This window comes from Methylobacterium symbioticum (assembly GCF_902141845.1).
Lineage (GTDB): Bacteria > Pseudomonadota > Alphaproteobacteria > Rhizobiales > Beijerinckiaceae > Methylobacterium > Methylobacterium symbioticum.
Genome location: NZ_CABFPH010000017.1, coordinates 23,708 through 47,920 on the forward strand (window position 1 = coordinate 23,708; position 24,213 = coordinate 47,920).

The following is a 24,213-nucleotide window of genomic DNA, read 5'->3' on the forward strand; positions in this document are numbered from 1 at the left end:
GTCGAGGCCGTGCCGTGACCACGATGGAGCCGGCGCGCGGGTCGATACGGCGCGCCGGCCGGACCGGGGCACTCGGGTCCGCGGTGGCCGCAGCCCTTCTCGGCCTGGTCGTCCTGACGGGCGCGCAGGCCGGGCCCGGCCCGTCGGGACCCGCCGATTGCGTGCTGAACGGCCGCAGCGTCCCGCATGGCGGTACGGTGACGGCCTATCCGGCCCCCGTCGTCGGCGTGGACGCGGTCTGCATCCCTGAGCGGCGCAGCTGCGCGAACGGTCGTCTCACCGGCACGGCAGCGTTCGATGCCTGTTTCGCGCGTCAGCGCTTCATCTCCGCGGCCTATCGACCGCCAGCCTCGAAGCAGGGCGTGCACGATTTCCGCCACGACGATCCCGCGCAGATCCAGGATGCGCGCTACGCGACGTTCCGGCGGATGGGGCTCGGCTACAAGGAGTACAACCTCTTCTGGCGCGGGCTGGAGATCGAGGCGGTGCCTTCGAGCGCCACGCCCATCGCCTGCCCCGCGGGCAGCTTCATGGTCCCGGCGAGCGAGGCCGAGCGCGCGACCTGGGGCTTTCACAGGTTCCGCTGCCTCTCGGAGGCGCAGGTCGCGCTCTTCGACGGCCAGCTCGCGCGCGACGCCGCGTCCGGGATGCAGAGCGGCGCCGTGCTCTGGGCGGCGCCGGAGCGATACCGCGATCCGGCCTGCCTCGGCTCGCCCTTCGGCGGCGTGACGCTCAAGGACGGCTGCGTTCCGCGCGATGACGCGATGGACGATTTCGAGGATTACGTCGCCTTCGTCGCGAACCGCTACAGCGGGCGCGGCGGGCACGGAAAGATCTCGCACGTCATCGTCTGGAACGAGGCCGCGAGCGCCGTCTTCTTCGACTATTCGCCAGCGGTCGCGACCCGCGGCCGTCCCGGCCCGGAGGACGAGGCCCGCTGGCTCGCGAAATACGCGGACCTCGTCGCGCGCGCGCATGCCGCCGTGCAGCGCAACAGCGCGGGCGTCATGCTCTACGCGAGCACCGATCTGCACTGGGAACAGCCCCGCATCGGCGCGGCCGATCCGGCTCATATCGGATCGCGCAGGCTGATCGACGGGCTCTGGCAGCATCTCGGCGCGCGGGTGAGTTGGAGCGTCGCCGTCCATCCCTACGGCAACCTCGACCGGGCACCCGCGCCGGGCACCTACACGTTCCTCAATCTCGACCTCGTCATCGACCACCAGATGGCGAAGCTCAGGGCGCTCGGCCTGCCGACGACGTCGCTCGACCATCCGCAGGCCTACCTGATCGCGAGCGAGCAGGGCTGGCCCCAGTCGATCGGCATCACGCGCCAGGCGCGGTTCCTCTGCCAGGCGCACGCCCTGGCGCTGCAGACCCCGATGCTGCTGGCGCAGGCGCACAACTACTTTCAGTCGGTCGAGCCGCAGGAGAGCGCGGGCGGCCGCTCCAACCAGGGCGCCTTCTACGGGCTGATCCCCTACGCCGCGCCGATCGACCTCAGCACCGTCGCGCAGTACCCGACGGGCGCGGCCTATCTCGCGACCGCCCCCACCGAATGGGGGCGGTCGAGCGCCCATGCCTGCTGCCGGCTGGCCGGCGTCGGCTGCCGGATCCCGGACGGCACCGCGCCCGTCTACCGCTCGCACCGCGGCGGCACGGTTCTCTACGCGCGTGATCTCGCCGAGGGCCCGAGGGCCGGCATGGCGTTCGACGGCACGGCCTTCACGATCTTCACCGCGCGCGGCGACGACCGCGTGCCGCTCTACCGCTGCCGGACCGAGGCGCCGGACCGCTTCCTCTCGCGCGACGCGTCCTGCGAGGGCCAGGCCGCCGATGGCGGCCTCATCGGATATGTCTCCGCCTCGGCGCGGCCGGGCCTCGTGCCGCTCCGCCGTGGGGCCGACATCGCCACCGGTCGTCACCGCATCAGCCTGCCGGCTGACCTGGGGGGCGCCGACGCAAACGGACAGATCACCCTCGGCTACGTGCCGGCACCGGACTTCTGAGAGCCTGTTCGAGCGCTCTGAAGCCGAAGTGGATGCCGGTTCGGCGCGAGAGCGCGCGCCAGAACAAAGACTTGGAGCCGTTCTCGATTGCAACGCGATCGGGAGCGGCTCTGGAGCTGGATCGACGGATCGTCATGCGGAGAGTCTGCTCCTCCCATCAAACCACCTCAGGATGAGGTCGAGGAGGGGATAGGCCGGATCAATACCCGCTCGATCGGCTCAACAGGCTCTGACGCGGGGCGGCATGCGCCTCCGGACGGCGGAACAAGTCCAGGCGTGAAAGATCCCGGCGCTGCATAGGATCGCCGGATCCTTGACGCCCGAGACATAGATGTAAACCTCTTGCATCCGCGTATGCAGACAACCGTTTGAAATTATCGTAGACCTGATTCTGCACTCGGGCAAACCGTCATCAAGCTCGTTAGGAGCGTTCACGTTGCGGAATTAGAACTAATCTCTCGCATATTTTCCTGACATCACGGGCAAAGATATTTCATGGCTGGCGGCTGCCCTCAATCGGCTTTCAGTCAGCTCTATCTGCGTGTCGATTTTTGAGACAGGCCAAAGATCTTGCTCAATCGCGTGCAAGATCTGGGGGATGAGGGTATTTGTCTTCGGATATGCATTGGGGGGTGGTTTCGGATGAGACACAACCGCTACGATGTCGTTGTTCTGGGCGGCGGGGTCAGTGGCCTGGTCTCCAGTTTCGATCTGGCGCGGCGCGGATACGGCGTGTGCCTGCTCGAGAATTACACCACCGCGGGCGGCAATCATATTTCGAGATCGATGTCGGGCTATACCTTCGATATCGGGGCGATCTTCTTCTGGGACGACAATCCACTCTTCACGATGTTCCCCAAAATCAGGCCGCTCTGCGTACCGGTCGATTACACGATTCAACGCATAAACCCCGGTGGGCTCGTCACGACCTATCCATACTCCATCAAGGACGAATTCCTGTCCATGAGCGCGATGGAGATGGGCCGATCGGTCGCGCATCTGCTCTATGCGAAGTACCGATATCGACGTCAGAATTCCGCCGAAGATTACATCAATTACTATCTGGGGTCGTTTCTGGCCAGAAAGTCCGGCATCGATAAATACGTCGAGCGCTTCTACGGCCTTCATAGCAGCAAGATCAGCTATGAATTCGCCCATAAGCGAATGAACTGGATCGGAGCCAATGCCGGCCTTCGCGAGAGGCTGAAGCGGGCCACTCTGCCGAAATCCCGGAGGCCGAAACCGTTCGCAGCCTCCTGCATCGCTCGGCCCAGATCCGGCTTCGGCGAGATGTATCATCTGGCCGTCGAGACCCTGTCGGACATGGGCGTGGAATCCACCTTCGATGCCGGGGTCGAGCGGATCCGGCGCAGCAACGGCCACTATGTCGTCGAGACCCGAGGAAGCACGATCCAGTGCGATCGCGTGCTCAGCACGTTCCCGCTGAAGATCACCGGCGCCCTGCTCGGATTCGAGGACGCGACTCCGCCGGCTTCGACGCAGATGCTGACGCTGTTCTGCAGTTTCGAGGGGAGCAGAAATTTCGACACGACCATTCTGTATAATTTTCACGCAAAGGGTGCGTGGAAGCGCCTGACCATGCACTCCGATTATTACGGTCGGTCGGACGGGCGCGAATATTTCAGCGTTGAGGTCACCTGCATCGGGTCTGTGCCGGCGGAGGGCCAGGCGTTCGCGGATTTCGCCGAGTCCGTGCGGTCCGTCGGCCTCTTCTCCGGAGCGCTGGATCTTCTCGGAAGTCTGGTGACCGATTTTGCCTATCCAGTCTACGCAATCGGATCGGAAGCGAGCCGCGATCACTATATGGACCGTATCCGGTCGGCCGGTATCGATCTGGTCGGGCGCCAGGGCTTGTTCGACTACATACCCGCATCGGACATCGCGGCCCGGAAAGCCCTCGAAGAGACGGGGCGCACCTACGGGGCCGGGCCTCCCTCCTGAATGATCGATTCGCGTCGCAGGGCGGGCCCAAGATCCGGGGTCCGCACAGGCCGGCGCATGACGGGTGCAGGATGCGGGATCGCGCCGAGAGCCGTTCCCGATCGCGTTGCAATCGGGAACGGCTCCAAGTCATTGTTTCAACGCGCTCTCTTTCGCCGAACCGGCATCCACGTCGGCTTCAGAGCGCTCGACCCGGTCCGGGATCCGGCGCCGTGTCGCCTGGGCGGACAGGACGGCATGGTGATGCCATGTCGGCTCCGGCGGCCGGCTCGGCGCGACGGGGCGCTCGAGGCTGGCAATGCCGGGGCGCTTGAGGCAGAAGGCGCCGATGGAACGCCGCGCCACCCCGAATGCCGGCCCCGTCTCCGTAGCGCCCGCCTGCGCCGCATCCCAGGCCGTGGCCCGGTCGCATGGCGGCGATGGCCAGTCCAGCCACGACGCCCACGGCCTGTCGTGGCAACGGGGCGCCACGCGGATGACCCGTCAGTGCGCCAAGCGTGCGGCGTGACGATGGCCGGGACGGAGACCGACGCGGACGGGCGGCGCGCCGACGTGCTGGAGGTGGCCCGTGACGCTCTGCGCGAGAGCAAGGAGCGCTACCGCGCCCTGTTCGAGGCGATCGACGACGGCTTCTGCATCATCGAGTTCTTCGACGGGCCGCACGGTCCCTTGAGCGACTACGTCCATGTCGAGGCCAATCCCGGCTACGAGCGGCACACCGGCATCCCGAACATCGTCGGGCGGACGCTGCGCGACATCGCGCCGCAGGAGGCCGAGGGGTGGCTCGAACTCTACGGCGGGGTGCTGCGCACCGGGGTGCCGGTCCGGTTCGAGCGGCCATTCGTGGCCGCGGACCGGCATATCGAGGTCTCGGCCTCCCGGGTCGAGCCGGCGAGCCGGCGCCAGGTCTCGGTGCTGTTCCGGGATATCACCGGCCGCAAGCGGGCCGAGGCGGCCCTGCGCGAGAGCGAGGAGCAGTTCCGCGTCCTCGCCCAGACGGTCCCAAATCAGGTCTGGGCGGCCCGGCCCGACGGCCGGCTGACCTGGTTCAACGCGCAGCTCTCCGCCTATGCCGGCCTCGCGCCGGGGGAGATCGAGGATATCGATGGCTGGGGCCGGATCGTGCATCCGGACGATTGGCCGGCCGCCGCCGAGGCCTGGTCGCGCGCGTGCGCGGACGGATCGGTCTACGAGGTGGAGTACCGCATCCGGCGGACCGACGGGGTGTTCCGCTGGTTCCTGGTCCGGGCGGAGCCGGTGCGGGACGCGGCCGGCCCCATCACCGGCTGGGTCGGGACGAACACCGACATCGACGAGAGCAAGCGCCACGCCGCCGAGCTCGAACGGCAGGTGGCGGAGCGCACGGCCGACCGGAACGCGCTCTGGCAGCTCTCCCGCGACCTGATGCTTCGCTGCACCTTCGAGGGCGTCATCACGGCGGTGAATCCGGCCTGGAAGGAGATGCTCGGCTGGCGCGAGGACGAGCTTCTCGGCACGCGCCTGTTCGAACTCGTCCATCCGGACGACCTCGCGCACACCGTGGCGGGCGCCCGGGAGCTCTCGGAGGGGACCTCCCACGCCCGCTTCGACAACCGCTACCGGGCCAAGGACGGCAGCTACCGCTGGATCTCCTGGTCGACCCGGCCGAGCGACGGCCTGATCAACGCGGTCGGGCGTGACATCACCGCCGAGCGGGAGCAGGCCGAGGCGCTGGCCAAGACCGAGGAGGCGCTGCGGCAGGCCCAGAAGATGGAGGCGGTGGGCCAGCTCACGGGCGGCCTCGCCCACGACTTCAACAACATGCTTGCCGGCATCGTCGGCTCGCTGGAGCTGATGCAGACCCGCATGCTGCAGGGCCGGATGGGGGATCTGGAGCGCTATATCGGGGCCGCGCAGGGGGCGGCGAAGCGCGCGGCGGCCCTGACGCACCGCCTGCTCGCCTTCTCCCGCCGCCAGACCCTCGACCCGCGGCCCACCGACGTGAACCGCCTGATCGAGGGCATGGTGGAACTGGTACGCAGGACCGTCGGGCCGGCGGTCGCCGTCGACGTCGTCGGCGCGGGTGGCCTCTGGCCGACCCTGGTCGACCCGAGCCAGCTCGAGAACGCTCTGCTGAACCTCTGCATCAATGCCCGCGACGCCATGCCGGTGGGCGGACGCATCGTCATCGAGACGGGCAACCGCTGGCTCGATCACCGGGCCGCGCAGGAGCGTGATCTGGAGCCCGGCCAATACGTCTCGCTCTGCGTCTCGGACAACGGCACCGGCATGGCGCCCGACATCGTCGCCAAGGCGTTCGATCCGTTCTTCACCACCAAGCCGATCGGCGAGGGCACGGGGCTCGGCCTGTCGATGATCTACGGCTTCGCCAAGCAGTCGGGCGGCCAGGTGCGGATCTACTCGGAGGTCGGCGCGGGCACGATGGTCTGCCTCTATCTCCCGCGCCATATCGGCGAGGCCGAGGAGGCCGAGGCGGTTCCCGACCTGTCGGAGGCGGCGCGGGCGAAGGTCGGCGAGACGGTGCTGGTGGTCGACGACGAGCCCACCGTGCGCATGCTGGTGACGGAGGTCCTGGAAGACCTCGGCTACGCGGCGATCGAGGCGGCGGACGGTCCCTCGGGCCTCAAGGTCCTGCAATCGGATGTGCGCATCGACCTGCTGGTCACCGATGTCGGCCTGCCCGGCGGCATGAACGGGCGGCAGATGGCGGAGGCCGCCCTGGCCTCGCGCCCGAACCTGAAGGTGCTGTTCATCACCGGCTATGCCGAGAACGCGGCGCTCAACCACGGCCATCTCCTCCCGGGCATGCAGGTCCTGGTCAAGCCCTTCGCCCTGGAGGCGCTCGCGACCCGCATCCGCGGCCTGATCGAAGGCGAGGGCTGACCCCGGCGGCACGGGCGCCGTCCGGCCCGTCACGATTCCAGCCCGATTCAATATTGCGCGGCGCGGACGACCGGTGCCGCACCCATCGATGCCGGATCAGCGACCGGAGCGCGCATTCGAGGGCGAGTGCCAAGCGCGAGAATATTGTCACCGATCGGTGATGCTGCGCCGGCCGATCGGCTCTAGCTTCCCAGCCAACAGGTGACCCGAAACCTCCGGACCTCCGCGATCCGGCCGGCGGGCAGGCCAAGGGAGGACGCTTTGGAACGCACCCACGATCTCGATCCGATCGAGACCCAGGAATGGCTCGATTCCCTCGACGGCGTCCTCGAGGTCGAGGGGCCGGACAGGGCGCATTTCCTGATCAACCAGGTGATCGAGGAGGCGCGCAAGCGCGGCGCGCCGGTGCCCTTCTCGGCCAACACCGCCTATCTGAACACGATTCCCGTCGACAAGCAGGACGCGCATCCGGGCGACCGGCAGATCGAGCACCGCATCCGCTCGGCGATCCGCTGGAACGCCATCGCCATCATCCTGCGCGCCAACAAGGACTCGTCCGAGCTCGGCGGTCACATCGCGAGCTTCCAGTCCTCGGCGACGCTCTACGACACCGGCTTCATGCATTTCTGGAAGGGCGACCAGGACGGGCGCGGCGGCGACCTGATCTACGTCCAGGGCCACTCGGCCCCCGGCGTCTACGCCCGCGCCTTCCTCGAGGGGCGGCTCACCGAGGAGCAACTGCTCGGCTTTCGCCAGGAGGTCGACGGCAAGGGCCTGTCCTCCTACCCGCATCCCTGGCTGATGCCCGATTTCTGGCAGTTCCCCACCGTCTCGATGGGGCTCGGGCCGCTGATGGCGATCTATCAGGCGCGCTACCTGCGCTACCTGCACCACCGGGGCCATGCCAATACCGACGGCCGCAAGGTCTGGGCCTTCATGGGCGACGGCGAGATGGACGAGCCGGAGAGCCTCGGCGCCATCTCCATGGCCGCGCGCGAGAAGCTCGACAACCTGATCTTCGTGATCAACTGCAACCTGCAGCGCCTCGACGGGCCGGTGCGCGGCAACGGCAAGATCGTTCAGGAACTGGAGGCCGATTTCCGCGGCGCCGGCTGGAACGTCATCAAGTGCCTGTGGGGCACCGGCTGGGACGCGCTGCTGGCGCGCGACACCACCGGCATGCTCATGCGGCTGATGGAGGAATGCGTCGACGGGGAGTACCAGGATTTCAAGTCGAAGAACGGTGCCTATATCCGCGAGTACTTCTTCGGGAGGTACCCCGAGACCGCGGCGCTGGTGAAGGACTGGTCGGACGAGGACATCTTCCGCCTGACCCGCGGCGGCCACGACCCGGCGAAGGTCTACGCCGCCTATTCGGCCGCGGTGAAGCACAAGGGCCAGCCGACCCTGATCCTCGCCAAGACCGTCAAGGGCTACGGCATGGGCGAGGCGGGCGAGGCGCAGAACATCACGCACCAGCAGAAGAAGATGGGTGAGGCGGTGCTGCGCCAGTTCCGCGACCGCTTCGGGATCGAGCTCAGCGACGAGCAGATCAAGGAGATCCCCTTCATCCGCTTCCCCGAGGGCAGCCCCGAGCACCGCTATCTGATGGCCCGGCGCCAGGCGCTCGGCGGGCCGCTGCCGGCGCGGCGGCGCAAGTCGCAATCCCTCGACGTGCCGCCGCTCCAGGCCTTCGGCGCGCAGCTGAAGGAGACGGCGGGGCGCGAGATCTCGACCACGATGGCCATCGTGCGCATCCTCAACACGCTCCTGCGCGACAAGAATATCGGCTCGCGCATCGTGCCGATCGTGCCCGACGAGAGCCGCACCTTCGGCATGGAGGGCATGTTCCGCCAGTTCGGCATCTTCTCCCAGGTCGGCCAGCTCTACCGGCCGGAGGATGCCAACCAGCTCATGTACTACAAGGAGGACGAGAAGGGGCAGATGCTCCAGGAGGGCATCAACGAGCCGGGGGCCATGTCCTCGTGGATCGCGGCGGCGACCTCCTACTCGCACTCGAACGCGCCGACGATTCCCTTCTACATCTACTACTCGATGTTCGGCTTCCAGCGCACGGGCGACCTCGCCTGGGCGGCGGGCGACATGCGCGCGCGCGGCTTCCTCATCGGCGGCACGGCCGGGCGCACGACGCTCAACGGCGAGGGCCTCCAGCACGAGGACGGGCACAGCCACATCCTGTCCGCCACGATCCCGAACTGCGTCTCCTACGATCCGACCTTCTCCTACGAGGTCGCGGTGATCGTGCAGGACGGCCTGCGCCGGATGTATGCCGAGCAGGAGGACGTGTTCTACTACCTCACCGTGATGAACGAGAACTACGAGCACCCCGGCATGCCCGAGGGCGCCGAGGCCGGCATCATCAAGGGGATGTACCTGTTCCGCGAGGGCAAGGGCGGGACGGCGGGTGGCCCGCGCGTCCAGCTCCTCGGCAGCGGCACCATCCTGCGGGAGGTGATCGCGGCGGCCGAGATGCTGGAGGCGGAGCACGGGATCGCCGCCGACATCTGGAGCTGCCCGAGCTTTACGGAACTGCGCCGCGACGCCATGGCCTGCGAGCGCTGGAACCTGCTCCATCCGGGCGAGGCCAAGCGCAAGTCGCATGTCGAGACCTGCCTGGAGGGCCGCTCCGGCCCGGTGATCGCGTCGACCGACTACATGCGGCTCTTCGCCGACCAGATCCGGACCTGGATCCCCGGCCGCTACCGCGTGCTCGGCACCGACGGCTTCGGCCGCTCGGACTATCGCCGCCGCTTGCGCGACTTCTTCGAGGTCGATCGGCGCTGGATCACGCTGGCGGCGCTGCACGGCCTCGCGGAGGAGGGCGCCGTGCCAATCAGCAAGGTCTCCGACGCCATCGCCCGATACGGGATCGATCCCGACAAGCCCGCGCCCTGGACGGTCTGACGCGACCGGCCCCCGTCCGGTCCGCGCGGCCGGGCGGACGGACAAGGCCAGCCCTTCCATCGACCGCCATCACGACAGCAGGGCCGGGCCATGGCCCGCGAGGAATGCAGGGAGAGAACCCATGGGCATCGAGGTCAAGGTTCCCGATATCGGCGACTTCACGGACATCCCGATCATCGAGGTCTTCGTGAAGGAGGGCGATACGATCGGCCCGGACGATCCGCTGATCTCGCTCGAATCCGACAAGGCGACGATGGATGTGCCCTCGCCGGGCGCGGGCGTCGTCGAGAAGCTCCTGATCAAGATCGGCGACAAGGTCAGCGAAGGCTCGCCGATCCTGCTGCTCAAGGGCGAGGGCGCCACCGTCGGTGGAGCCGCGCCCGCCGACGCCGCGGCGGTCGCCCCGAAGCAGGAGCCGGATCCGGCCCCCGCCGCCACGCCGGCCGCCGCTCCGCCTCCGGCTGCCCCGGCCTCGACCCTCCCCGACTTCTCGAACGTCCATGCGAGCCCGGCGGTGCGCCGCATCGCGCGCGAGCTCGGCGTCGATCTCAACGCAGTCAAGGGCACCGGCGACAAGGGCCGCATCACCAAGGAGGACGTGAAGGGCCATCTCGCCCGCTCGGCGGCCCCTGCCGCCGCGGGCGGCGCGGTCATGGCGTCCGGCGGCATGGGCATCCCGGAGATCCCGGCGGTCGATTTCTCGAAATTCGGACCGATCGAGATGAAGCCGCTCGCGCGGATCAAGAAGATCTCGGGGCCGCATCTGCACCGCTCGTGGCTCAACGTGCCGCTCGTCACCCATACGGACGAGTCCGACATCACCGAGACCGACGCCTACCGCAAGGAACTCGACGCGGCCGGCAAGGACAAGGGCTATCGCGTCACGCTGCTCGCCTTCCTGATCAAGGCCGCGATCTCGGGCTTGCGCGCTTACCCGGAGTTCAACGCCTCCCTGAGCCCGGAGAAGGACGCGCTGATCCTCAAGAAATACTACAACATCGGCGTCGCCGTGGACACGCCGGACGGGCTCGTCGTGCCCGTCATCAAGGAGGCCGATCGCAAGGGGATCATCGAGATCAGCCAGGAGCTCGGCGCGATCTCGAAGAAGGCGCGGGACGGCAAGCTCGGCGCCGGCGACATGCAGGGCGCGACCTTCTCGATCTCCTCGCTCGGCGGCATCGGCGGCACCTCGTTCACGCCGCTCGTCAATGCGCCGGAAGTGGCGATCCTCGGCGTGCCACGCTCGAAGATGGCCCCGGTCTGGAACGGCAGCGCGTTCGTGCCGCGGCTGATCCTGCCGCTCGCGGTCTCCTACGATCACCGCGTCATCGACGGCGCGCTCGGCGCGCGCTTCACACGCCACCTCGCCCACGTCCTGGAGGATGTCCGCCGCCTCGTCGTCTGACGCGGCCGCTCCCGATCGTCCCGTCATGCAGGAAGGTGAAGCGATGAGCAACGAGGTCAAACTTCCCGATATCGGTGACTTCAAGGACGTACCGGTCATCGAGGTGAACGTCAGCGCGGGCGACCAGATCTCGGTCGACGACGTGCTGATCGTCCTCGAATCCGACAAGGCGACGATGGACATCCCGTCCCCGGTCGCCGGCACCGTCGCCGAGGTGAGCATCAAGGTCGGCGACAGGGTCACCGAGGGCGACCTGCTCCTGATCATGCAGGCGACCGCCGAGACGGGAGCGCCCAAGCCCTCGACCACCGACAAGACGAGCAAGGCGGTCCAGGCGACGCCCGGCCTCTCCGCCGGCGGCCACAAGCCCGGCGAGGGCCAGGCGGGCTACGGCTCCTCGGCCGCGGCCGCGACGCTCGACGGGACGCCGACCAGGGCCGCCCCCGAGGCCGCGGCGCCGCTTCCGGGCGAGGACCTGCATGCCGAGGTGCTGGTGCTCGGCGCCGGCCCCGGCGGCTACACGGCGGCCTTCCGCGCGGCCGACCTCGGCCGGAAGGTCGTGCTGGTCGAGCGCTGGCCGCAGCTCGGCGGCGTCTGCCTGAACGTCGGCTGCATCCCCTCGAAGGCGCTCCTGCACGCGGCCAAGGTCATCGACGAGACCCAGGCGATGGCCGCCCACGGCATCAGCTTCACGGCGCCGCAGATCGACATCGACAGGCTGCGCGACTGGAAGGACGGCGTGGTCAGGCGCCTCACCGGCGGCCTCGGCGGGCTGGCCAAGCAGCGCAAGGTCACGGTGGTGACGGGCACCGGCCGCTTCGTCAGCCCACGCCAGATCGCGGTCGAGCACGAGGGCAAGACGACGGTGATCGGCTTCGATCAGGCGATCGTCGCGGCGGGCTCCGAGCCGATCACCATGCCCTTCATCCCGCACGACGACCCGCGGGTCATCGACTCCACCGGCGCCCTCGAACTCGGCGGGGTGCCGAAGCGCCTGCTCGTGATCGGCGGCGGCATCATCGGCCTGGAGATGGCGACCGTCTACCACGCGCTGGGCGCCAAGGTGACGATCGTCGAGCTGATGGACCAGATCATCCCCGGTGCCGACAAGGACATCGTCACCCCGCTCGCCAAGCGCATCGGCAAGCAATACGAGGCGATCCATCTCAAGACCAAGGTCACGCATGTCGAGGCGACGCCCGAGGGCCTGCGGGTGACCTTCGAGGGAGGATCGGCGCCGGCGACCGACATCTTCGACCGCATCCTCGTCTCGGTGGGGCGCCGCCCGAACGGCAAGCTGATCGCGGCGGACAAGGCGGGCGTGATCGTGGACGAGCGGGGCTTCATCCCCGTCGACAAGCAGATGCGCACCAACGTGCCGCACATCTTCGCCATCGGCGACGTGGTCGGCCAGCCGATGCTCGCCCACAAGGCGGTGCATGAGGGCAAGGTCGCGGCGGAGGTCGCCTCCGGCAAGAACAGCGTCTTCGACGCGAAGGTGATCCCGTCCGTCGCCTATACCGACCCGGAGGTGGCCTGGGTCGGGCTCACCGAGAACGAGGCCAAGGGCAAGGGGCTGAAGGTCGGCAAGGGCGTCTTCCCCTGGGCTGCCTCGGGCCGGTCCCTGTCGCTCGGGCGCGACGAGGGCCTCACCAAGGTGCTGTTCGACGAGGCGACCGACCGCATCGTCGGCTGCGGTATCGTCGGCCCCTCGGCCGGCGACCTGATCGCGGAGGCCGCGCTCGCCATCGAGATGGGGGCGGATGCCGAGGATATCGGGCTGACCATCCATCCGCACCCGACCCTGTCGGAGACGGTCGGCATGGCGGCCGAGGCCTTCGAGGGCACGATCACCGACCTCTACATGCCCAGGAAGCCGCATCGCGCCCCGACCTGAGCGCCGTCCGCGTCCCGCGCGGGGCGGCGCGGGATGCGGAGCCCGACGGCCGCATGACCTGGTGAGCGGGCCCTGATATCCGCGGCTTGCGCGACCGCGCCGGCCCTTGGAGACCGTTCGCGCGGCGCGGTGGCCAATGCCGTGCCCGATTTTTCGGCCGTCCTGCCTGGTTTCGATAAGAAACGCTCGAATCCTATGCTGTCGAGGTCTCGCCGATTCGTCGGCGGTCGGCCCTCGCGGCCGCATCTTCGGGGATCGGGCAACTAATTGCTATCTCGCATCTGTCGGCGCGTCCTTAATGGAGCGGCCTCAACAGGCCGATGACGGATGCCGCCATGAGACCTCCCGCCGAGCCGCCCTTCGATCCGGACGCCATTCCCACCGGTGTGACGCTCGCCCGCGGCGGCCGCGTGCTGCGCCTCGCCTGGGGCGACGGCACGGCCGCGAGCCTCGACGCCGAGGCCCTTCGGCTCGGATGCCGCTGCGCGTGGTGCACCCGCGACCGGATTCAGGGCCGCTTCCCGTCCGCCTTCGAGGCGGTGGCGGTGACGACGGTCGCGCCGATGGGCGGCTACGCGCTCCATCTCGGCTTCTCCGACGGTCATGCCCGCGGGATCTATCCCTTCGTCTCCCTGCGCGACCTCGCCCGCGACGCCGCGGAGGCGGAGCGCGCGCCGCAGGCGGCCTGACCCCGATCACGCAGACATCCCCGCGCGGTCGCCCGCGCCCACCCCGCGAGAGGACCAGAATGAGCGCCATCCAGCTCAAGACCGAGATCATCGAGACCGACCTTCTGGTGATCGGCGGCGGCACGGGCGGCCCGATGGCCGCGATCAAGGCCAAGGAGGCCGATCCGAAGCTCCGCGTCGTCCTGATGGAGAAGGCGAACGTGAAGCGCTCGGGCGCGATCAGCATGGGCATGGACGGGCTGAACAATGCCGTCGTGCCGGGCTACGCGACGCCGGAGCAGTATGTGAAGGAGATCACGGTCGCCAACGACGGCATCGTGAACCAGAAGGCCGTGATGGCCTATGCGCAGGGCTCCTTCCCGATGATCCAGTACCTCGACAAGCTCGGGGTGAAATTCGAGAAGGACGGCTCGGGCGAATACAATATGCGCAAGGTCCACCATATGGGGACCTACGTGCTGCCGATGCCGGAAGGCCACAACGTCAAGAAGGTCCTCTACCGGCAATTGCGCCGCCTCCAGGTCGGCGTCACCAACCGCTACATGGCGACCCGCCTGCTCAAGGGGCCGGACGGGCGCATTGCCGGCGCGGTCGGCGTCAACACCCGCACCTCCGAGTTCCTGGTGGTGAAGGCCAAGGCCGTGGTGCTCGCCTGCGGCGCCGCCGGGCGGCTCGGCCTGCCGGCCTCCGGCTACCTGTTCGGCACCTACGAGAACGCGGCCAATTGCGGCGACGGCTACGCGATGGCCTATCACGCGGGCGCGCAGCTCGCGAACCTCGAATGCTACCAGATCAACCCCTTGATCAAGGACTATAACGGCCCGTCCTGCGCCTACGTCACCGGTCCTTTCGGCGGATACACGGCCAACAACAAGGGTGAGCGCTTCATCGAGTGCGACTACTGGTCGGGTCAGATGATGCTCGAGTTCTGGCGCGAGCTGCAGGGCGGCAACGGTCCGGTCTTCCTCAAGATGGACCACCTGCGCGAGGAGACGATCTCGGAGATCGAGACCATCCTGCACTCGAACGAGCGGCCCTCGCGCGGGCGCTTCCACGAGCGGCGCGGCACCAATTACCGCAAGCGCCCGGTCGAGATGCACATCTCCGAGATCGGCTTCTGCTCCGGTCACTCGGCTTCGGGCGTCTGGGTGGACGAGAATGCCCGCACCACCATTCCCGGCCTCTACGCGGTCGGCGACATGGCGAGCGTGCCGCACAACTACATGCTCGGCGCCTTCGTGAACGGCGGTATCGCGGGCGCGGACGCCGCCGCCTATTGCGCGGCCACGAGCCTCGCCGATTACGACGACGGCGACCTCATCGCCGAGCAGGAGCGGGTGCTCGCCCCCACCCGCCGCGAGGACGGGCTCACCCCGCACGAGATGGAGTTCAAGACGCGCCGCCTCGTGAACGACTACCTGGAGCCGCCGAAGGTCACGGCCAAGATGGAACTCGGCCAGCGCCGCTTCGCGGAGATCCGCGAGGATCTCGAATACCTCTGCGCGCGCGACCCGCACGAGCTTCACCGCGCTCTGGAGATGCAGACCATCCTCGACTGCGCCGACATGGCGGCGGCGGCCTCGCTCTACCGCACCGAGAGCCGCTGGGGCTTCTACCACCTGCGCACCGATCACCCCGAGACCGACAACGCCAACTGGAACTGCCACACCGTCCTGTTCAAGGACGAGCAGGGCCGGATGGCCCATGCCAAGCGCGACGTCGATCCCTTCATCGTGCCCGTCGCCGAGGAGGAGATGAGCGCCTACCACCAGCTCCGCATCAAGACGCCGGCCGCAGCCGAGTAAGTCGACAGATTATCCGGAGAATTCCGCATGCCGATCATCACCCAGGCCAAGAGCGCCGCGGTCGTCATCGACGACGAGAAGTGCATCGCCGAGAAGGGCTGCCGCGTCTGCGTCGATGTCTGCCCGCTCGACATCCTCGCGATCGATGAGGACCGGCAGAAGGCCTACATGAAGTACGACGAATGCTGGTACTGCATGCCGTGCGAGGTCGACTGCCCGACGAACGCTGTCAAGGTCAACATCCCCTACCTGCTGCGGTGAGCGCCATGCCCGTATTCGACAGCTTCGACGAGGATCTCGACGACCTCGCAGGACGCGCCGCCGATCCCGATCCCGGCATCCGCCGCGTCGCGATGATGGAACTGGCCGAGGCCGTCGGGCCGGAGGCCAAGGTCCTGCTCCTCAAGGGGCTCGCCGACGACGATGCCAGCGTCCGCGCCGCGGCGGCGAAGGCGCTCGACGAGCATGACGGCCCGGACGTGGTCGAGGGCCTCGTCCACGCGCTGGAGGATGCCGAAGCCGAGGTGCGCCGGGTCGCCGCCGACACGCTGGCGGAGAAGAAGGAGCCCGCCTGCGGCCCGCTCCTCATCGCGCGCGCGGAGCACACGGACCCCTTCGTCCAGGCCGCGGCCCTGCGGGCGTTGCGCGAGCTCGTCCTGCCGGACGCGCTCGCCGCCGCGCTGAAGGCTCTGCGCAGCCCCGCGCCGGAGGTGCGCCGCGAGGGGCTCGGGGTGATCGGCTACCTCAAGGCCGAGGAGGCGCTGCCCGCCCTGATCGCCACCGCGGGCGACGCCGATCCGAGCGTGCGCCGGGCCACCATGTCGGCCCTCGTCTTCCTGCGCGCGGGCGGGCCCGGCATCGCGACCCTGATCGCCGGCCTCGACGACGAGAACTGGCAGGTGCGCGAGGAGGCCGCCGTCTCCGCCGCCAAGATCCGCCTGCCCGAGGCGGTCGAGCCTCTGATCGCCCGCATGGAGGATCCGGTCTGGCAGGTCCGCACCAAGGCCGCGAATGCGCTTGGCCGCATCAAGGCGCCCGCCGCCGTCGAGGTGCTGGGCCGGGCCCTGGGATCGGAGATCAGCAACCTGCGCAAGGAGGCTGCCGCCGCGCTCGGCGAGATCGCCGATCCGCGCGCCCTACCCGCCCTCGAGGCGGATTACGACGATCCCGATCCGGACGTGCGCAAGCTCGTGCGCTGGGCGATCGGCCGCTGCCGCGGGGCCTGAGCCCGCGCGGCGTCTGAGCGCCGAAGCCATCCGCCATCCCGAAGGGATCGACCGGATGGCGAAGAGCCCCGCCGGGATCCTCCGCTGACGACGCGCGGCGCCGCGGCCTTCTGGCCCGGCGCCGGTCGCGTCCTGAGGGCCAGGCCGTACAGTTTGGAACTGGTACAGGCTTTGCTGCGGCCTCTGGGAGGGGATGCAGGAGCCGGCCATGGAGAGCAGCACCGGAATGACCTGGCCGCCCGCCCCGGGCTGGCCGCTCCCCGCCCAGGCGAGCGCGCTCCGCCTCGCCGAGACGGAGCCGCAGGCCGGCGGACCGCGCCCCCTTCTGCAGGGCCTGACCGAGCGGGAGCTCGCCCTGGTGATGGAGCGCGGCCGGCGCCGCGTGCTCTACCGCGGCGCGACGCTGTTCACGCAAGGCACGCCCCATGACGGCATCTGGCTGATCGAGACCGGCCGGATGCGCGTGTTCTACTCCGCGCCCTCCGGCCGCGAGATCACCCTGGCCTACTGGAACGCGGGCAATTTCGTCGGCGGGCCGGAGGTGTTCGGGGAGGGGCTGCACAGCTGGTCGGGCATGGCGGCGGCCAATTCCACGGTGCTGCACCTGCCGGGCCGCGCGCTCCGCCAGCTCGTCGTGCAGATTCCCACCCTCGCCCTCGGCGTGATCGAGGGCCTCTCCTTCAAGGGCCGCTGCTACTCGACGCTCGCTCAGATGCTCGGCACCCGCTCGATCACCGAGCGGCTCGCCCACCTGCTCCTGCACCTCGCCGACCTCTACGGCGTGCCGGAGGGGGACGGCGTCCTCGTCGCCGCGACCTTCACCCATGCCGACCTCGCCCACATGGTCGGCGCGACGCGGCAATGGGTGACGATCAGCCTCAAGCGGCTCGCCGAGCAGGGCGTGGTAGCGACGCGGCGCTCGCAGATCGTGATCTGCCGCGCCGATGTGCTTGCCCAGATGCGGGGCGGCGACGAGACAGCATGATTCGCAAGCGTTTCGCACAAACAAGCAGCACGCCCAGTCATCGTCCCGGTTTTTGCGCAACTAATCGACCGGCGAACCCCATCGACGTTTGATCACGGCCGCGAGACCGCCCGATCATGCCCCTGCGATGTCGACCGGACATCTTCAGCGCAGGAGCGGATCATGAGAGCGAAGCGTTCGGGTCGTGCCTCCGTCTCGGCCCTCGCGCTCCTGGCGCTGGTCGGCCTCGGCCTGCCGGCGCGTGCCGAGACGCTCACAATCGGCATCGGCACGCAGGACACGACGACCAATACGGCCACTGTGGGCGTGGTGCTGCGGCAGCTCAAGCTGATCGAGAAGCACCTGCCGAAGACCGGCAAATATGCCGGCCTGACGATCAAACTCGACTGGCAGAACTTCACCTCGGGCCCGCCGGTCACCAACGGCATGATGGCGGGCAAGCTCCAGTTCGGCGCGATGGGCGACTATCCCCTCGTCGTCAACGGCTACACCTTCCAGAACAACCCCGAGAGCCGCTCGGAACTGATCGCGGTCGCCGCCTACAACCTGCACGGATCCGGTAACGGCATCGTGGTGCACAAGGAGTCCGAGTTCTTCTCCTTCGAGGATCTCAAGGGCAAGCTCGTCAGCGTGCCCTTCGGCTCGGCCGCGCACGGCATGGTCCTGAAGGCCTTGCAGGACAAGGGCTACCCGCCGACCTGGTTCCGCCTCGTCAGCCAGAGCCCGGAGGTCGGCTCGACCAATCTCCAGGAGAAGAAGATCGACGCCCACGCCGATTTCGTGCCCTTCGCCGAGCTGCTGCCCTTCCGGGGCTTCGCCCGCAAGATCTTCGACGGCGTCGAGACCAAGCTGCCGACCTGGCACGGCGTGGTGGTGCGCACCGACTTCGCCAAGCAGTATCCGGAGATCGTCGAGGCCTATCTCAAGGCAGTGCTCGACGCCCAGGACTGGGTGCGCGCCGACCCGAAGCGCGCCGCCGAGCAGATCGCCGCCTGGACCGGCACCGACAAGGAGGTGGTCTACATCTTCCTCGGCCCCGGCGGGATCATGACCGTCGACCCGACCATCAAGGCCCCGCTGATCGACGCCGCCCGCGAGGACGTGAAGGTCCTGCAGAAGCTCGACCGCATCAAGGAGTTCGATGTCGGCCCGTGGGTCAACGACGGCTACATCCGCAAGGTCTTCGCCGAGCGCGGGCTCGACTACGACCGGCAGGTCGCCGCGACGGCCAATTACGAGGTGAGCGGCGAGGACAGCTACTGCAAGAAGCCGGTCACCGAGCCGCGCAAGGCCGGCGAGATCTGGATCAAGGACGGCGACATCAAGCCCTATGCGAGCGCCGCCTGCACGCTCGCGGCGTTCGCCGACCTCAAGGCCAAGGGGCGCGCCGTCAACGTCGCCTACGTCTTCGACACGGCGCGCGGCATCAAGCTCTTCGCGAGCGAGGCCTTCTACGTGGTCGACGGCAAGGGCGGCATCAGCCCCTACCTCCTCAAGCAGGATGCGGAGGCCGCCAAGGGGACGGGTCAGGTGATGCCCTTCGACGAGGCCCTCAAGGCCGCCGTGACGGGAGGCTGAGCCCATGAAAGCCGTCGCCCTCCACCCCGTGCCGTCGCTGCCGGCGCCGGCTCCCGCCCCGAAGCGGGCCGAGCCCACCCCGGCCCCGGCCGCGCCCGGCCGGCGGCTCGGCCGCTGGCTGCGCCTGCACCGGGACCAGATTCGGGCCGGCTGCGTCGGCCTCCTCGCCCTCGCCCTGTTCGTGCTGGCCTGGCACCTGCTCACGACGAACCGCGTCGTGTTCTACGTGCGCTTCACCAATATCCCGACGCCCGCCGACGTGCTCGGGCGCGGCCTCGCCGCCCTGCGCAACCCGATCTTCGCCGACCACGTCCTGCTGTCCTGCCGCCGGATCGGGCTCGGCTTCCTGCTCGCGGGCGGCATCGCCGTGCCGCTCGGGCTGCTGATGGGCCGCTTCCGCGCCTTGCGCGAGGTGGCCTTCCCCGTCTGCGAGGTGCTGCGCCCGATCCCGGCCATCGCCTGGGTGCCGATGGCGATCATGCTCTGGCCGACCAACGAGGCCTCGATCGTGTTCATCACCTTCCTGGGCTCGTTCTTCCCCATCCTCATCAACACGCTCCAGGGCATGGCGCATGTCGATCCGGTCCTGGTGCGCGCGGCGCGCTGCCTCGGGGCAGGGGAGGGGGCCCTGTTCCGCGAGGTCTACTTGCCGGCCTGCCTGCCGCAGATCTTCACCGGCCTCACCGTCGGCATGGGCGTCGCCTGGGTCTCGCTGATCGCCGCGGAGATGATCTCCGGCCAGTACGGGATCGGCTACTTCACCTGGGAAGCCTATTCCCTGGTCCAGTACGCGGACATCGCGCTCGGCATGATCGCGATCGGCGTGCTCGGCCTCGCCTCCTCCTGGCTGATCCGCCTGCTCGGCCGCCTCGTCATGCCCTGGGCCGCGCGCTGATCCCGAGGTCTGCGGATATCCGCCGACGCGCAGTCGCGCCCGGGCCGGGCGAAGGCCCGGCTGTCGCCAACCTGAAGAAGGAGCCGCACATGGTGGAGCCGAGCCGGGGCCGGATCGAGGTCCGCGATTTCTGCCTGCGCTACGAGACCCTCGAAGGGTCGGTCGAGGCGGTCTCGGACGCAGCGCTGACGGTGGAGCCCGGCGAGTTCGTCTCGATCATCGGCCCCTCGGGCTGCGGGAAGTCGACGCTCTTGAACGCGCTCGCCGGATTCCTGACGCCCACCTCCGGCTCGGTCACCGTCGACGGCATGCCGGTCTCAGGTCCCAGCGCCGAGCGGGGGATGATCTTCCAGCAATACTCGCTGTTCCCCTGGAAGACCGTGCGCGAGAACGTCGAGTTCGGCCTGAAGATGAAGGGCCTGCCTCGTTCCGAGCGGGAGCGGCAGGCCCGCACGCTGCTCGGGCTCGCCGGGCTCTCGGCCTTCGAAAACCATTATCCCGACCGGCTCTCCGGCGGCATGAAGCAGCGTGTCGGCATCGTGCGGGCGCTCGCCACGGGGCCGCGCATCCTGCTCCTCGACGAGCCCTTCGGGGCGCTGGACGCGCAGACCCGGCTGATCATGCAGCAGATCCTCACCAACATGTGGCAGCGGTTGAAGATCTCGGTGCTGTTCGTCACGCACGACATCGACGAGGCGATCTTCCTGTCCGACCGCATCTACGTGATGACCGCCCGCCCCGGCAGCATCAAGGCCGAGGTGGCGGTGCCGCTGCCACGCCCGCGCCTGCCGGCCATGACCTTGTCCTCCGAGTTCCTGGGGCTTCGCCGCGGGCTGATGTCGCTGATCCGCGAGGAGAGCCTGCGCGCCATGGGTGGCGAGGTCAGCGCCGACGCGATGAAGGGGCTGGCGATCGACCTCGAAGGCCAGGACCTGGCCGCGGTGCTGTGAACCCGCGGGCGGCTCGCCGCCCGCTCCGACCCTGCCCAGCCAACCCGCGGCGGAGCCCGCTCCGCCCGCGCGGGGCCGTGCCCGAAGGCGTGAAATTCCCATGACCTACGTCGTCACCGAGAATTGCATCCGCTGCAAATACACCGACTGCGTCGAGGTCTGTCCGGTGGACTGCTTCTATGTCGGCGAGACCATGCTGGTGATCAATCCGGACGAATGCATCGATTGCGGGGTCTGCGAGCCGGAATGCCCGGCCGAGGCGATCAAAGCCGATACGGAGCCGGGCCTGGAGGGCTGGAGGGCGCTCAACGCCAAATATGCCGCCCTCTGGCCCAACATCACGGCCCGCGCCGAGCCGCCGGAGGATGCCGCTGCCTGGGATGGTCGGCCGGACAAGCTCGCCACCGCCTTCGGCACGGCGGACCCCGCCGCCGCCTGAGTCACGACAGCAGGAGGACCCGACCGATGAGCAAGTATTTCGAGGAGCGTGTGCTGTCGGTGCATCACTGGACGGACACGCTGTTCTCGTTCCGCACCACGCGCGACCCGGGCTTCCGCTTCCGCAACGGCGAGTTCACCATGATCGGCCTCGAGGTCGAGGGCCGGCCGCTGCTGCGCGCCTACTCGGTGGTGTCGGCCAACTACGAGGAGGAGCTGGAGTTCTTCTCCATCAAGGTCGCCAACGGCCCCCTCACCAGCAAGCTCCAGCACCTCAAGGTCGGCGATCCGATCATCGTCGGCAAGAAGCCCACCGGCACGCTCGTGCTCGACAACCTCGAGCCCGGCCGCCACCTCTACCTGCTCGGCACCGGCACGGGTTTGGCCCCCTTCCTGTCGATCATCAAGGATCCCGAGACCTACGACCGTTTCGAGACGGTGGTGCTGGTCCATGGCTGCCGCCGGGTGGAGGAGCTGGCCTATGGCGAGACCATCACCGAGACGCTGCCGCGCCACGAGTTCCTGGGCGAGATGATCTCGCGCCAGCTGATCTACTATCCGACCGTGACGCGCGAGCCGTTCCGCAACAGCGGGCGGATCACCGACCTGATGGTCTCGGGCAAGCTGTTCTCCGACATCGGCCTGCCGATGATGAGCCGCGAGGCCGACCGCTTCATGCTCTGCGGCTCGCCGGAGATGATCCGCGACACCCGCCAGCTCCTGGTCGAGGGCGGCTACGAGGAGGGCAACCACGGCGAGGCCGGGCACTTCGTCATCGAGAAGGCCTTCGTCGAGAAGTAGCGAGCTGCGCGGCGCATCCTCGTCACAGCGTCGCCGGCTCGGGTCTCGGCCGCCCGTACAAGGGCGGGCGCAGGGGGCCCGCCCGCTGGAGGTCCGATGCCGAGGCCGTCGCTGCGAAACCGCACGGGGCCGCCTCGGCGACCACGGGGCGGCCCCGTAGGCGAGTCCCGGGATCCCAGAGGGACGAGTCGCTTCGCTGGGGTGTCCGGGCGGAGCCCTGACGAGAACGCCTCCGGCTCCGCCCTGGACCCGCCAAAGGATGGGATCGGCCCTCCCGAGGCGCGCAATGCCCGGAATTCACAAGCCCGACGCTGAGGGCGGCCCTGCCTCATATCCGCCGGAACTGTGCCGCGAACTGGGGCGGGTCGCCGGGACATGCGGTCGCGAGGGGCTGGCGAGAGTTTGGAACGAGGGTTTGCGATGGGTGTGCGTTCCCTGGCGGCGGCGGGCCTCGCCGTGTCGATGCTCGGTCTCGGGGCCTGCCAGGATTCCTCGACCCGGCATCTCGCCCCGATTCCCGCGCAGACCCTGTCGCTGATGCAGACGAAGGGGATGAGCCAGTCCGACCCGATCCTGATCCGCGCCTACAAGAAGGAGGCGGAGATGGAGGTCTGGAAGCGCGACGGCTCCGGCCGCTACGCGCTGCTCAAGACCTTCCCGATCTGCCGCTGGTCCGGACAGCTCGGGCCGAAAATGCGGGAGGGCGACCGGCAGGCGCCGGAAGGCTTCTACGCGATCAGCCCGGGCCAGATGAACCCGAACTCGTCCTACTATCTCTCCTTCGATACCGGCTACCCGAACGCCTTCGACCGCGCCAACGGGCGCACCGGCAGCTACCTGATGGTACACGGCACCTGCTCGTCGGCCGGCTGCTTCGCCATGACCGACGCCTCGATGGCCGAGATCTACGCCATCGCCCGCGAGGCCTTCTCGGGCGGCCAGCGCGCCTTCCAGTTCCAGTCCTATCCGTTCCGGATGACAGCCCAGAACATGGCCAAGTTCCGCAACGATCCGAACGCGCCGTACTGGCGAAACCTGAAGGAGGGCGCCGACTATTTCGAGGCCCTGCGCCAGGAGCCGCAGGTCGGTGTCTGCGGCACCAAATACGTCTTCGGCGGGCCCGACGCCGCGGCCGGCTCCTGCAACCCGGCCGTCGATCCGCAGGTGGCGGAGAAGCGGGCGCAGGACGACCGGCAGATCGCCGAGTTGGTGGCCAAGGGCACGCCGGCGACGCGGGTGGTCTATCAGGATGGCGGGCAGAACCCGGTCTTCCGGCCCGCCAACATGACGGCCTTCGCGAGCCTCGGCAGCAAGGAGGAGGAGCAGCCCTACAGCGCCAGGGAGTACGGCCGCCATGACCTCGGCGAGGTCAGCCGGCCCGAGACGCTGGCCGAGCCGCAGGAGATCGTGGACACCGCCCGGCCCGCGCGCGCCGGGCGCTGACAGGGCAGCCCTTGATCCGGATCGCGACGCCTCCACAATCCTCGATCGGTTGTGATGTGGAGGCCGCGATGTCGGAGCATGTCTACAAGGTCGTCGAGCTGGTCGGCTCGTCCAAGCTGTCGATCGAGGATGCGATCCAGGGCGCCGTGGAACGGGCGAGCCAGACGGTGCGCAACCTGCGCTGGTTCGAGGTGATGGAGACGCGCGGCCATATCGAGAACGGCAAGGTGCAGCACTACCAGGTGACGCTGAAGGTCGGCTTCACCATGGAAGGCGCCTGAGCGGTCCGGGCCGTGCTTCGGGGCGCCTGGGCGCGCCACCC

General features: G+C 68.7%; 18 protein-coding genes and 1 pseudogene. 18 read left to right on the plus strand and 1 reads right to left on the minus strand.

The annotated features are described in order from the left end of the window. The first annotated feature begins 83 nt into the window (after positions 1-83). Both MET9862_RS08370 and MET9862_RS08375 read left to right on the plus strand, forming a co-directional pair. A complete protein-coding gene (locus MET9862_RS08370; RefSeq protein WP_142582583.1) occupies positions 84-2,009 on the plus strand; it encodes a DUF5722 domain-containing protein in 1,926 nt (641 codons plus the stop codon). 642 nt (positions 2,010-2,651) lie between these two features. Then, positions 2,652-3,971, plus strand: coding sequence for an NAD(P)-binding protein (locus MET9862_RS08375; protein ID WP_142582584.1), 1,320 nt, complete (start codon positions 2,652-2,654; stop codon positions 3,969-3,971). A gap of 129 nt (positions 3,972-4,100) precedes the next feature. Here the strand turns inward: MET9862_RS08375 and MET9862_RS29255 are convergent, their stop codons facing one another. Then, positions 4,101-4,316 carry a hypothetical protein gene (locus MET9862_RS29255; protein ID WP_185156796.1) on the minus strand — a complete coding sequence of 72 codons (216 nt, stop codon included), beginning with the start codon at positions 4,314-4,316 and terminating at the stop codon, positions 4,101-4,103. A gap of 141 nt (positions 4,317-4,457) precedes the next feature. On the opposite strand from MET9862_RS29255, the gene MET9862_RS08380 reads away from it, so the two are divergent. The 16 genes and pseudogenes from MET9862_RS08380 (at position 4,458) to MET9862_RS08460 (ending at position 24,172) form a co-directional block, all read left to right on the plus strand. Then, on the plus strand, positions 4,458-6,854 hold the full coding sequence (locus tag MET9862_RS08380; protein ID WP_244612630.1) for a PAS domain-containing hybrid sensor histidine kinase/response regulator: 2,397 nt from the start codon (positions 4,458-4,460) through the stop codon (positions 6,852-6,854). Between the two features lie 261 nt (positions 6,855-7,115). Beyond that, positions 7,116-9,779 carry a pyruvate dehydrogenase (acetyl-transferring), homodimeric type gene (gene aceE, locus MET9862_RS08385; protein WP_142582586.1) on the plus strand — a complete coding sequence of 888 codons (2,664 nt, stop codon included), beginning with the start codon at positions 7,116-7,118 and terminating at the stop codon, positions 9,777-9,779. Further along, on the plus strand, positions 9,748-11,184 hold the full coding sequence (gene aceF / locus MET9862_RS08390; RefSeq protein ID WP_142582587.1) for a dihydrolipoyllysine-residue acetyltransferase: 1,437 nt from the start codon (positions 9,748-9,750) through the stop codon (positions 11,182-11,184). The genes aceE and aceF overlap by 32 nt, the downstream gene beginning before the upstream one ends. Positions 11,185-11,227: 43 nt before the next feature. Further along, positions 11,228-13,081 carry a dihydrolipoyl dehydrogenase gene (gene lpdA / locus MET9862_RS08395; protein WP_142582588.1) on the plus strand — a complete coding sequence of 618 codons (1,854 nt, stop codon included), beginning with the start codon at positions 11,228-11,230 and terminating at the stop codon, positions 13,079-13,081. Between the two features lie 335 nt (positions 13,082-13,416). Continuing rightward, positions 13,417-13,770 (plus strand): DUF971 domain-containing protein, encoded by a 354-nt coding sequence (locus MET9862_RS08400; RefSeq protein WP_142582589.1) that lies wholly within the window; start codon positions 13,417-13,419, stop codon positions 13,768-13,770. A gap of 59 nt (positions 13,771-13,829) precedes the next feature. Further along, the gene (locus MET9862_RS08405; protein WP_142582590.1) at positions 13,830-15,575 is read left to right on the plus strand and encodes a fumarate reductase/succinate dehydrogenase flavoprotein subunit; all 1,746 of its coding nucleotides are present in this window, start codon (positions 13,830-13,832) and stop codon (positions 15,573-15,575) included. A gap of 27 nt (positions 15,576-15,602) precedes the next feature. Next, positions 15,603-15,836: a 4Fe-4S dicluster domain-containing protein gene (locus MET9862_RS08410; RefSeq protein WP_142582591.1), complete on the plus strand. Its 234-nt coding sequence runs from the start codon at positions 15,603-15,605 to the stop codon at positions 15,834-15,836. Positions 15,837-15,841: 5 nt separating this feature from the next. Continuing rightward, positions 15,842-16,801, plus strand: a complete 960-nt coding sequence (locus MET9862_RS08415; RefSeq protein WP_142582592.1) for a HEAT repeat domain-containing protein — start codon at positions 15,842-15,844, stop codon at positions 16,799-16,801. A gap of 208 nt (positions 16,802-17,009) precedes the next feature. Continuing rightward, complete coding sequence (locus MET9862_RS08425; RefSeq protein ID WP_142582594.1) at positions 17,010-17,786, plus strand: Crp/Fnr family transcriptional regulator; 777 nt, start codon at positions 17,010-17,012, stop codon at positions 17,784-17,786. 162 nt (positions 17,787-17,948) lie between these two features. Then, positions 17,949-19,364 carry an ABC transporter substrate-binding protein gene (locus MET9862_RS08430; protein WP_142582595.1) on the plus strand — a complete coding sequence of 472 codons (1,416 nt, stop codon included), beginning with the start codon at positions 17,949-17,951 and terminating at the stop codon, positions 19,362-19,364. A gap of 4 nt (positions 19,365-19,368) precedes the next feature. After that, entirely contained in the window at positions 19,369-20,259 is an 891-nt protein-coding gene (locus MET9862_RS08435) for an ABC transporter permease (RefSeq protein WP_142582596.1), read from the plus strand. Between the two features lie 89 nt (positions 20,260-20,348). Continuing rightward, positions 20,349-21,209 (plus strand): ABC transporter ATP-binding protein, encoded by an 861-nt coding sequence (locus MET9862_RS08440; RefSeq protein ID WP_142582597.1) that lies wholly within the window; start codon positions 20,349-20,351, stop codon positions 21,207-21,209. Between the two features lie 100 nt (positions 21,210-21,309). Then, positions 21,310-21,648 carry a ferredoxin FdxA gene (fdxA, locus tag MET9862_RS08445; RefSeq protein ID WP_142582598.1) on the plus strand — a complete coding sequence of 113 codons (339 nt, stop codon included), beginning with the start codon at positions 21,310-21,312 and terminating at the stop codon, positions 21,646-21,648. Positions 21,649-21,674: 26 nt separating this feature from the next. After that, complete coding sequence (locus tag MET9862_RS08450) at positions 21,675-22,448, plus strand: ferredoxin--NADP reductase (RefSeq protein WP_142582599.1); 774 nt, start codon at positions 21,675-21,677, stop codon at positions 22,446-22,448. A gap of 420 nt (positions 22,449-22,868) precedes the next feature. After that, positions 22,869-23,840, plus strand: a pseudogene (locus tag MET9862_RS08455) (L,D-transpeptidase family protein); the annotation flags it as partial. A 119-nt stretch (positions 23,841-23,959) separates the two neighbouring features. Next, positions 23,960-24,172 carry a dodecin gene (locus MET9862_RS08460; RefSeq protein WP_142582600.1) on the plus strand — a complete coding sequence of 71 codons (213 nt, stop codon included), beginning with the start codon at positions 23,960-23,962 and terminating at the stop codon, positions 24,170-24,172. Positions 24,173-24,213: the final 41 nt, after the last annotated feature.